The organism is Streptomyces sp. NPDC004561, assembly GCF_053602155.1.
On sequence record NZ_JBSGDB010000360.1, the window covers coordinates 1 to 9266 of the forward strand.

Annotated in this window: 10 protein-coding genes and 1 pseudogene; 3 read left to right on the top strand and 8 right to left on the bottom strand. The window is 68.6% G+C overall.

Annotation, left to right across the window (positions count from 1 at the left end; genetic code table 11):
* Window positions 1-45 precede the first annotated feature (45 nt).
* The 5 genes from ACWEN3_RS33795 to ACWEN3_RS33815 form a co-directional block, all read right to left on the bottom strand.
* Window positions 46-738 (bottom strand): NADPH-dependent F420 reductase, encoded by a 693-nt coding sequence (locus ACWEN3_RS33795; protein WP_452978697.1) that lies wholly within the window; start codon window positions 736-738, stop codon window positions 46-48.
* Between the two features lie 110 nt (window positions 739-848).
* Window positions 849-1262, bottom strand: a complete 414-nt coding sequence (locus ACWEN3_RS33800; RefSeq protein ID WP_452978699.1) for a (R)-mandelonitrile lyase — start codon at window positions 1260-1262, stop codon at window positions 849-851.
* A gap of 32 nt (window positions 1263-1294) precedes the next feature.
* Complete coding sequence (locus ACWEN3_RS33805; protein WP_452978702.1) at window positions 1295-2137, bottom strand: SDR family NAD(P)-dependent oxidoreductase; 843 nt, start codon at window positions 2135-2137, stop codon at window positions 1295-1297.
* A gap of 97 nt (window positions 2138-2234) precedes the next feature.
* A complete protein-coding gene (locus tag ACWEN3_RS33810; protein WP_452978705.1) occupies window positions 2235-3284 on the bottom strand; it encodes an NAD(P)-dependent alcohol dehydrogenase in 1050 nt (349 codons plus the stop codon).
* Between the two features lie 63 nt (window positions 3285-3347).
* Window positions 3348-4328: an aldo/keto reductase gene (locus ACWEN3_RS33815; protein ID WP_452978707.1), complete on the bottom strand. Its 981-nt coding sequence runs from the start codon at window positions 4326-4328 to the stop codon at window positions 3348-3350.
* 146 nt (window positions 4329-4474) lie between these two features.
* On the opposite strand from ACWEN3_RS33815, the gene ACWEN3_RS33820 reads away from it, so the two are divergent.
* Window positions 4475-5347 (top strand): helix-turn-helix domain-containing protein, encoded by an 873-nt coding sequence (locus tag ACWEN3_RS33820; protein WP_452978709.1) that lies wholly within the window; start codon window positions 4475-4477, stop codon window positions 5345-5347.
* A 254-nt stretch (window positions 5348-5601) separates the two neighbouring features.
* Window positions 5602-6507, top strand: coding sequence for an alpha/beta hydrolase family protein (locus tag ACWEN3_RS33825; RefSeq protein ID WP_452978712.1), 906 nt, complete (start codon window positions 5602-5604; stop codon window positions 6505-6507).
* On the opposite strand, the gene ACWEN3_RS33830 is transcribed toward ACWEN3_RS33825, so the two are convergent.
* Window positions 6488-6799 (bottom strand): hypothetical protein, encoded by a 312-nt coding sequence (locus tag ACWEN3_RS33830; protein WP_452978714.1) that lies wholly within the window; start codon window positions 6797-6799, stop codon window positions 6488-6490. The two genes, ACWEN3_RS33825 and ACWEN3_RS33830, sit on opposite strands and share 20 nt — an antisense overlap.
* Window positions 6796-7596, bottom strand: a complete 801-nt coding sequence (locus ACWEN3_RS33835) for a xanthine dehydrogenase family protein molybdopterin-binding subunit (protein WP_452978717.1) — start codon at window positions 7594-7596, stop codon at window positions 6796-6798. The genes ACWEN3_RS33830 and ACWEN3_RS33835 overlap by 4 nt, the downstream gene beginning before the upstream one ends.
* A 448-nt stretch (window positions 7597-8044) precedes the next feature.
* On the opposite strand from ACWEN3_RS33835, the gene ACWEN3_RS33840 reads away from it, so the two are divergent.
* Entirely contained in the window at window positions 8045-8890 is an 846-nt protein-coding gene (locus tag ACWEN3_RS33840; RefSeq protein WP_452978720.1) for a helix-turn-helix domain-containing protein, read from the top strand.
* A gap of 283 nt (window positions 8891-9173) precedes the next feature.
* Here ACWEN3_RS33840 and ACWEN3_RS33845 read toward each other — a convergent pair.
* Window positions 9174-9266: pseudogene (locus ACWEN3_RS33845) on the bottom strand (carboxyl transferase domain-containing protein); the annotation flags it as partial.

Below are 9266 nucleotides of genomic sequence, written 5' to 3' on the forward strand. Positions count from 1 at the left end.
CCCGCCCCCCGGCCCCCCCCCCGACACCGTTCTTCTGTGTATCCCTCAGGCCTCGTTGCCGGCGACCTGGATGTGGAAGTTGAAATCGGTGTGTCCGAGCTTCTGCAGTATCCGCAGCCAGATCGGCGCCAGCATCTCGGTGTAACGGGCGGAGATGATGTCGCCCAGGTCGATGACGCTGTCCTGCGGCCAGCCGAAGGAGTGGAGCAGTTCGGTCACGCTCTTCTTGGCGTCGGCGTCGTCGCCGCAGATGAACACGTTGTGCGGACCCGGAACACGCGACGGGTCGACCATGACCCGGCAGTTCATGGTGTTGAGGGCCTTGACGACCTTGAGATCGGGGAACGCGCGCTGGATCTGCTCGCCGAGGCTGTCGGTGTTGCCGGGGTTGAGCACGGGGCCCTGGCTGATGTCGATCGGGTCGGAGATGTCGACGAGCACCTTCCCCGCCAGGTTCTCGGCGCCCGCGGCCTCGAGGGCCACCAGGCTGATGGTGCCGGCGGTGGCGTTGACGACGGCCTCGCCGAAGGCCGCGGCCTCAGCGAAGGTCGCGAGACCCACCTGCGGGTGGGCGGTCCGCCACTCGGCGAACGGCGGGTTCCCTATCCTGTCCGGCTCTGTGCGGGCCAGGGTGTCCTGCGGGTTTCGGGTGCCGATGATGACCTCGTGCCCGAGGGACACGAGCCTGGCAGCAATGGTCAGGCCGGCACTGCCGGTGCCGAGAACGGCGTAACGCATGGAGTGACTCCGATCTGGGATGGTGACTAGGTACGCCGACGGCGTCGAGAAGGAGGTCGCCTTCTCGACGCCGTCGCACCGTCAATGGCGTTGTGGACGAGGCCTGCGCGTCAGTGGCTGGTGGTGCGGGGGCCGTCGCACTGCTCGTCGGTGACCGGCTCGCTCCACTCGGTCTCCGGGGTGCCGTCGCCCCTGCCCTCCCACATGGCGATGTGCTCCATGAAGCGGTCGGGGGTGGCGCCGTGCCAGTGTTCCTCGCCGGGCGGGCAGGTGACGGTCTCGCCCGGGTGGGCCTCGAAGACCGTGCCGTCACGGGTGCCGATCAGGGCGACGCCGGACACGACGTGCAGGGTCTGGCCCAGCACATGGGAGTGCCAGTTCGTTCGCGCGCCCGGGGCGAAGCGGACGAGGTTGGCCCGCATCCGGGACGGCTCCTGGCCGGCGTGGATGACGTCCCACCACACGTCGCCGGTGAACCAGTCCGCCGGCGCTTTGCTCGTGGCCTGCCGCTGAACGAATTCCATGGTGTCCTCTCTGGAGAGTGTGTCGTGTCTGGTCAGGCGGCGTCGGTGTGGGCCAGGTCCATACCCAGCTCACGCGAGGCCTCGGCCTGCGCCAGCAGTTCCCTGGCCTTGACCGCGACGGCCTCGATGGCATCCGAGCCGGCGACGAACCGCAGCGGCGGCTCGTCCAGGTCCACGACCTTCAGCAGGGCGTCCGCGAGCTTGACGGGGTCACCGGGCTGCCGGCCGTTCATACGCGCACGGCCCGCCTGCATGGCCGCCGAACGCTCCGCGTAGTCGTCGATGGACAGTTCCGCGACGTTGGACGAGGCGTCCGTCAGCAGCTCGGTGCGGAAGTAGCCCGGCTCGACGACCGTGGTGCGGATGCCGAACGGCTCCAGGTCGAAGCGCAGGGCCTCCATCCAGCCCTCCAGTCCGAACTTCGAGGTGGCGTAGGCGGTGGTGCCAGGCAGGCCGACCACACCAGCCAGGGAGGAGATCGAGACGACGTGTCCGGAGCGCCGGCGCCGCATGACCGGCAGGACCGCTCGGGTGACGTTCATCGGGCCGAACAGGTTCGTCTCCAGCTGCGCCCGCATCTGCGCGTCGGAGATCGTCTCGAAGAACCCGCCGTAGGTGTTCGCGGCGTTGTTGATCAGGACGTCGATCCGGCCGAAGCGGTCGACGGCCGCCTGGACCGCCTTCTCGGCGTCGCCCGGGTCGGTGACGTCCAAGGCGATCGCCAGGAGGTTGTCCTGCTCACCGCCGAGGGCTTCGAGGACCTTCTCGGGGCGGCGGCCGGTGGCCACCACCTGGTGGCCGGCCTTGAGTGCCTGGCGGGCGATGTCCGCGCCCATACCGCGACCGGCACCGGTGATGATGAAAACTTTGCTCATGGGGGATGTCGCTCCAGATGACGCGAAGTGGTTCAGGCGGCCGGGCCGGGTCGCGTGGTCTCGGTCCGGCCCGGCCGCCCGTGGTGACGACCGACGCTCAGATGGTGGAGTTGTCGATCACGAACCGGTAGCGCACATCGCTGCGCACGACACGGTCGTAGGCCTCGTTGATCTGTTCGGCACCGATGATCTCGACGTCGGCGCCGACCCCGTGCTCCGAGGCGAAGTCGAGCATCTCCTGGGTCTCGGGGATGCCGCCGATGCCGGAGCTGGCGATCGACTTGCGGCCCATCATGAGCGAGCCGATGTTCGCCGAGACGGGCTTCTCGGGGATGCCGAGGTAGACCATGGTGCCGTCGGTACGCAGCAGGGACAGATAGGCGTCGCCGTCCAGGGACGCGGAGACCGTGTTCAGGATGAGGTCGAAGGTGCCGGCCAGCTCCTCGAAGGTCTTCGGGTCGCTGGTGGCGTAGTAGTGGTCGGCGCCGAGCTTGAGGCCGTCGTCCTTCTTGCGCAGGGACTGCGACAGGACGGTGACCTCGGCGCCGAGCGCGTGGGCGAACTTGAGACCGAGGTGGCCGAGGCCGCCCAGGCCGATGACGGCGACCTTCTTGCCGGGGCCGGCGTTCCAGTGGCGCAGCGGGGAGTAGGTGGTGATGCCCGCGCACAGCAGCGGGGCGGCCTGCTCCAGGGAGAGGCCGTCGGGGATGCGCAGGACGAAGTGCTCGTCGACGACGATGTGGGTGGAGTAGCCGCCCTGCGTGGGCGCGCCGTCCGTGTACCGCTCGGTGTCGGCGTAGGTGGCGACGAGGCCGCCGCCCGTGCAGTAGACCTCGAGCCCGTTCCGGCAGTTCTCGCACTTCCGGCAGGAGTCGACCATGCAGCCGACACCGACGCGGTCGCCGGCCTTGTATTTCGTCACGCCGGGGCCGACCTCGGTGACCACCCCGGCGATCTCGTGGCCGGGTACGAGGGGGAAGCCTCCGCGGCCCCATTCGTCGCGGGCGTTGTGGATGTCGGTGTGGCAGATGCCGACGTACTTGATTTCGATCAGCACGTCGTGCTCGCCGACGGGGCGACGCTCGATGGTGGTGCGCTCGAGCGGCGCTCCGGCGGAGGGGGCGGCATACGCGGAGACGGCAGTCATGATGAATGGTCCTTGTGTGGGGGGAGGGCTCGAATCGAGCGGCACGGCCAGGCGGTGACCGCGTCAGCGGTCGATGACCGCCATGCCGATCTCGTCGTGGCGGTCGCCGAGCGCCGGGGTGAGGCTGTCCAGTCGTGCGATCTGCTCCGCGGTCAGCTCGATGCCGTCGGCGGCGCTGTTCTCCTCCACACGGGACACACGCTTGGTGCCCGGAATCGGGGCGATGTCGTCGCCCTGGGCGAGGAGCCAGGCCAGCGCGATCTGCGCCGGGGTGGCGTCCGCCTCGGCCGCCACCGCCTCGACCTCGTCGACGATGCGCAGGTTGCGCTGGAAGTTCTCGCCGATGAAGCGGGGGTTGCCCTGACGCCAGTCGTCGGCCGCGAGCTGGTCCATGGAGCGGATCCGGCCGGTGAGGAAGCCGTGACCCAGCGGCGAGTACGGCACCAGACCGATACCCAGCTCCCGCAGCACGGGCAGCAGCTCCGCCTCCACATCACGGGTCCACAGCGAGTACTCCGTCTGCAGAGCCGCCACCGGATGGACGGCGTGGGCGCGGCGGATCGTCGCCGGAGAAGCCTCGGACAGACCGATGTGCCGGACCTTGCCCTGGGCCACCAGCTCGGCCAACGCCCCCACGGTCTCCTCGATGGGCGTGCTCGGGTCGACGCGGTGCTGGTAGTACAGATCGATGTAGTCGGTACCCAGCCGCTTCAAAGAGCCCTCGACGGCGACGCGGATGCTGGCCGGGCTGCTGTCCAGCCCCACACCCTCACGACCGCTGTGGGAGATGCCGCCGCCGAACTTCGTCGCCAGCACCACCTGGTCCCGGCGCCCCTTCACGGCCCGGGCCACAAGCTCCTCGTTGGTGAAGGGGCCGTACACCTCGGCGGTGTCGATGTGGGTGACGCCGAGCTCCAGCGCCCGGTGGATGGTGCGGACGGACTCCGCGTCGTCACTGCCCGCACCGGTGTAGTAGGCGGACATCGACATGGCGCCCAGACCGATGCGGGAGACCTCGAGTCCGCCGAGAGAAACGTGCTTCATGCGAAAGTGGTTCCGTTCTCCGAATATGTACAGAGAAATTCCTGCATCTATGGAGAATCGCATGCCGGAAGGCGGTTTTGCAGGGTATGAATCTCTACCCCCCTGCGGCGCGGCCCCGGCATGGTGGCGGCAGTAGCCTGACTCGCATGAGCAGGGACGTGAACCGCAGCGAACTGGGACAGTTCCTCAAGGCTCGGCGTGCCGAGCTGAGCCCCGCGGCCATGGGACTGTCGGAGACAGGGGCGCTGCGGCGGGTTCCCGGGCTGCGCCGTGAAGAGGTGGCCCAGCTGGCTTCGATCAGTGCCCAGTACTACACCCGCCTCGAACAGGGCCGGCTCCAGGCCTCCGCGCCGGTGCTGACCGTTCTGGCGAGGGTTCTGCGCCTGGACGACGACCAGCGCGACTACCTGTTCGAACTGGCCGGCAAGGAGAGCGCGCGCCCCCGCCAGCAGAAGGGGCAGCAGGTCCGGCCGTCGCTGCAGCGCCTTCTCGACGCCCTCACCGACATTCCCGCCATGGTGCTCGGCCGCCGCATGGATATTCTCGCCTGGAATCCCCTCGCGACCGCCCTGCTCACGGATTTCTCCCGAATACCGCAGGAGCGGCGGAATTACGTGCGGCTTGTTTTCACCGATCCCACGGTACGGGACCGGTACCTGGACTGGGAAACGACCGCCCGGGACTGCGTCGCCTTCCTGCGCATGGAAGCCGCGCGGAATCCGGACGACCCGCGTCTCACCGCACTCGTCGGGGAGCTTTCCGTCCAGGACCCGCACTTCCGTCAGTGGTGGGCCGGTCACCACGTGGCTCACCGGGCCTTCGGTACCAAGACGATGCGTCACCCCGTGGCCGGTGAGCTCACCCTCGACTGGGAGAGTCTCGGCTCAGCCGCCGATTCCGACCAGCAGCTGACCGTGTGGTCGGCCGAACCCGGGACGCCCTCGGCCGAGGGACTGCGCTTCCTCGCCTCCTGGGCCGCCACGGAGCAGCCCGCTTCGCGGCAGACCGACAAGGCTTGAGGACGTTTCGAGGGCCGACCGCTCCGGGCCGGGCAGGCACACCGCACCCGGTACCGCCGGCCCCGGTGCGCCATGGGGGCCGGGTTTCCTACCCCGGAACCCCCATGGCGTGGCGGAGGTCGTCGTGGTTGAGTCGAAGAAGCCCTGCCAGAGCGGGAGTTCAGCTCCCCGCGGTTTCCGGCGTCTGCCGCGACCCCCGCCGGACGAACGGCGCCTGACGGGCCACTCCCCCCTGAACCCAGGAGTTTTTGCTCATGTCGACGATCACGCCAGAGGGAATCATCTCCAACCTGGCCCGCGCGCTCGCGTTCTCCACTCGCACCCCCATCCTGCGGCGTCCCGACGAGTACGGGATGGCCTACGAGGATGTCCGTTTCCCGGCTGCGGACGGTACGACGCTGGAGGGCTGGTTCATCCCGGCCGACTCCGACAAGCTCGTCATCGCCAACCACCCCATGCCCGCCAACCGCTACGGCTACCCCGGGCACCTGCCGGAGTTCAGCAACCCCTCGGTCGACTTCGAGGTCAACTTCCTTCCCGACTACAAGAACCTGCACGACGCGGGCTACAACGTGCTGGCCTACGACCTGCGCAACCACGGGCGCAGCGACGCGGCCAGCGGTGGCGTCTGCGGTCTCGGGTGGCTCGAGTACCGCGACGTCATCGGGTCCCTGCGCTACGGCCGCGAGCGCCTGGGCATGGACAACTCCCACATCGGCCTGCTCAGCCGCTGCACGGGTGCGAACGCCACGATGGTCGGCATGACCAAGCACCCTGAGGAGTTCGAGAACCTGCGCGCCATGGTGGCGGTCCAGCCCATGTCGGTGCGGTACCTGATCGAGGAGACCTCCAAGGCCATCGGCTTCCCCGGCGGGGTCGAGCTGTTCACCGACGAGTTCAAGAAGCTGACCAGCTTCGAGCTCGATGAGCTGTCTCCGCTGGAGTACGCCAAGTCCGTCACCACCCCGACGCTAGTGGCCCAGGTCCACGCCGACTCCTCCACCCGCCCCGAGGACGTCCAGAGCATCTACGACAACATCGGCGCCGAGGACAAGAAGCTGTTCTGGATCGAGGGCACCACGGTGCGCTTCGACGGCTACAACTACTTCCCCGAGAACCCCGAGCAGATGCTCGCCTGGTTCAACAGCCACTTCGCCTGATCACGGGGGCAGCCGCCGGCGTGATGGGAAGACTGCGCATCCGCCGGCCGGTGGCGTGGTACACGGCGTTCGCGATGGCTGGGGCCACGCCGATCGACGCGATCTCGCCGACTCCCTTCGTCCCCAGCGGATTGACATGCGGATCGTCGTCGTCGACGAAGATCGCCTCCAGCTCACCGATGTCCGCATCGACTCTCACTTCGGCGAAGATGGCACCGTACGCCTGCATCGAGTACCGGTTGGACTCCTCGCCGGGCCGGTAGTCCGCGCTCGCTTCGACCGTGTGGTTCAACCCCCCCCATGACATCGGCGAGTTCGGCGTCGCTGCTGGTCTCCCCCGCCTGTTCGAGGGCTCGGCGCCTCGCCTCGGCGCACGCGGCGAGCGCACCTTCTCGAGGGGCAGTCCCAGCGGCGGAACATCCGTAGCCGATCAGTTGTCCCTGCTCGTCGCGCATCGATCCGATGCCGCGGGTCGCGGCGGTCCCAGCCGAAGCACTGTCCCGCGGCGACGAGGCAGTCCCGCAGACCGCGGCTGGAGAACGGCAGATTCCTGCCCTGGTCGTGATCGGTGTCGTTGCGCAGGCACAGCTCGACCGGGTCGATGTCCAGCGCTTCCGCGAGTTCGTCGATCGCTGACTCCAGGGCGAAGATGCCGCTGATCTCCCCGGGCGCCCGCATGGAGCACGGGGTGTTGACGTTCATCTCGGCGAGGCGATGGCGCGTGGCGACGTTCGGGCACCGATAGAGGAACCGGGTGGGACCGAGGAGGTTCTCCGCGTACTGCTCGTACCGCGAGGTGGCCGCCGTACCCTCGTGCCGAATGGCGACGAAGGCGCCGCCTACGTGGCGCGAGACGACCTCGACGTGCTCGGGCGGGATCCCGAAGGTCGCGGCGATCTCGGCACCGGTGTTGCTGACCCACTGGGTCTTGGTCCACAGAGTGAGCGTTCCGGCGTTCCAGACCGCCGTCGTGGCATGCGGCTCGATGGGGTTGTGATCCTCGCGCGCGATCACGTACGTGGAATCGACCTTGACGTCAGCCGTGCGCAGCGCGGCATATGGGTCTCCGCGCCGTGACTCACCAGGCATGCCGAACCGCTGGTTGCCCGGTCTCGGTGGTACGGCGCGCGCTGCGGCTTCCTCGAACGACGTGACCGCCGGCTCCTCGGCGTACGTCGCGTGTACGAGCGATGCGGCGCACGTTGCGTTCTCGAAGGTGTCGGAGACGACGCCGGGCGCGGACTCGGCCGCGGCCGTGTCGATGGCGGTGATGCGGCCGTTCGGGATACTCGACGTGCCGACGACGCCGTACGCGAGTCTCGGGCCGGGATCGAACTCGGCAGCGTAGGTGGCCCGGCCGGTGACCTTCGCGGGACCGGCCGTCCGAAAGCAACGCCTTCGAGTATCGGCGGGAGATCACGGCGCCGCCATCTGGACAGGGCGTCCGGAGACGGCGTCCCACTCCCCGGGGGTGGCCCGATCGTGGTAGAGATTCCTACCCCTCACAGAAGGTGGGCTCTCTGTCAGACTCGCACGTATGACCAGCAACCCGAGCCGCAACGAGCTGGGGGCCTTTCTCAAGGACCACCGCTGCGCGCTGAGCCTGCGCGCCATGGGGCTGCCGGACAGCGACAGCCGGCGGCGGGTCAAGGGGCTGCGCCGGGAGGAAGTGGCCCTGCTCGCCGCCATCAGTGCCGACTACTACGCCCGGATCGAGCAGGGCCGTATCCAGGCGTCCGCGTCGGTGCTGAACAGAATCGCCCGCGTTCTCCACCTCGACAACGACCAGCGCGAACGCATGTACGAACTCGCGGACAAGGACGCGACCCGGCGCCGCCGATGCGTACCGCAGAAGGTCCAGCCGCAGTTGCGGCGCCTTCTCCACGGCCTCGTCGACACCCCGGCGATCGTCCTGGGACGCCGGACGGACATCCTCGCGTGGAATCCCCTGGCCGCCGCCCTGATCACGGATTTCGCGAGGATACCTGCGAAGAAGCGCAATTACGTGCGGCTCGTCTTCACCGACCCCGTCATGCGGACGCTGTACACCGACTGGCAGCACGTCGCCCGCACCTCCGTCGCACAGCTGCGCATGGAAGCCGCCCGCGACTCGACGGACCAGCGCCTGTGCGGCCTGGTGGGCGAGCTGAGCATCCATGACGAGGACTTCCGCCGGTGGTGGGGCGACCATCAGGTCTCCGTCAGCACCCTCGGCACCAAGGTGCTCCACCATCCCGTCGCCGGCGATCTGACGCTCCACTGGGACACCCTCACCTGCCCCGCCGACCCGGACCAGCAACTCGTCACCCTGACCGCGGAACCCGGCACCCCTTCCCACGACGGGCTGCGCATCCTCGCGTCCTGGGCCGCGCGCACGCCCTGAGGAGCCCTGCATCGGCGGGCGGCGGACGACGCCATGGTTGCCAGCAACGGAAATATAATATATATGATGTGGAAACACGAGGAGTGCCTTGCCGGATCGCCGGACGGCGGTCGACCGAAGCGGAAGCGAGACACGGACATCATGCAGAACATCCCCCCTGTCGAGGCAGCAGTCGCTCGTCTGGTGACCGAGCTCGACTACGACACACTGCCCTCCGACGTCATCCAGGGCGCACGCCGGCTGATGCAGGACCAGCTGGCCCTCCAGGCCGGCTGTGCCGCTACGCGAAGTGGCACACCCCGCTGGTCTCCGCGTGGACGTCGGCGCCGCCGAGCCCGTTCTGGGTGATCTCCTCGCCCGTCACCGCCTTGACCAC

What these genes read in the sequence shown, in the direction of transcription:
- ACWEN3_RS33795 (WP_452978697.1), bottom strand. Translation starts at nt 738, where the DNA reads ATGCGTTACGCCGTTCTCGGCACCGGCAGTGCCGGCCTGACCATTGCT.
- ACWEN3_RS33800 (WP_452978699.1), bottom strand. Translation starts at nt 1,262, where the DNA reads ATGGAATTCGTTCAGCGGCAGGCCACGAGCAAAGCGCCGGCGGACTGG.
- ACWEN3_RS33805 (WP_452978702.1), bottom strand. Translation starts at nt 2,137, where the DNA reads ATGAGCAAAGTTTTCATCATCACCGGTGCCGGTCGCGGTATGGGCGCG.
- ACWEN3_RS33810 (WP_452978705.1), bottom strand. Translation starts at nt 3,284, where the DNA reads ATGACTGCCGTCTCCGCGTATGCCGCCCCCTCCGCCGGAGCGCCGCTC.
- ACWEN3_RS33815 (WP_452978707.1), bottom strand. Translation starts at nt 4,328, where the DNA reads ATGAAGCACGTTTCTCTCGGCGGACTCGAGGTCTCCCGCATCGGTCTG.
- ACWEN3_RS33820 (WP_452978709.1), top strand. Translation starts at nt 4,475, where the DNA reads ATGAGCAGGGACGTGAACCGCAGCGAACTGGGACAGTTCCTCAAGGCT.
- ACWEN3_RS33825 (WP_452978712.1), top strand. Translation starts at nt 5,602, where the DNA reads ATGTCGACGATCACGCCAGAGGGAATCATCTCCAACCTGGCCCGCGCG.
- ACWEN3_RS33835 (WP_452978717.1), bottom strand. Translation starts at nt 7,596, where the DNA reads ATGCCTGGTGAGTCACGGCGCGGAGACCCATATGCCGCGCTGCGCACG.
- ACWEN3_RS33840 (WP_452978720.1), top strand. Translation starts at nt 8,045, where the DNA reads ATGACCAGCAACCCGAGCCGCAACGAGCTGGGGGCCTTTCTCAAGGAC.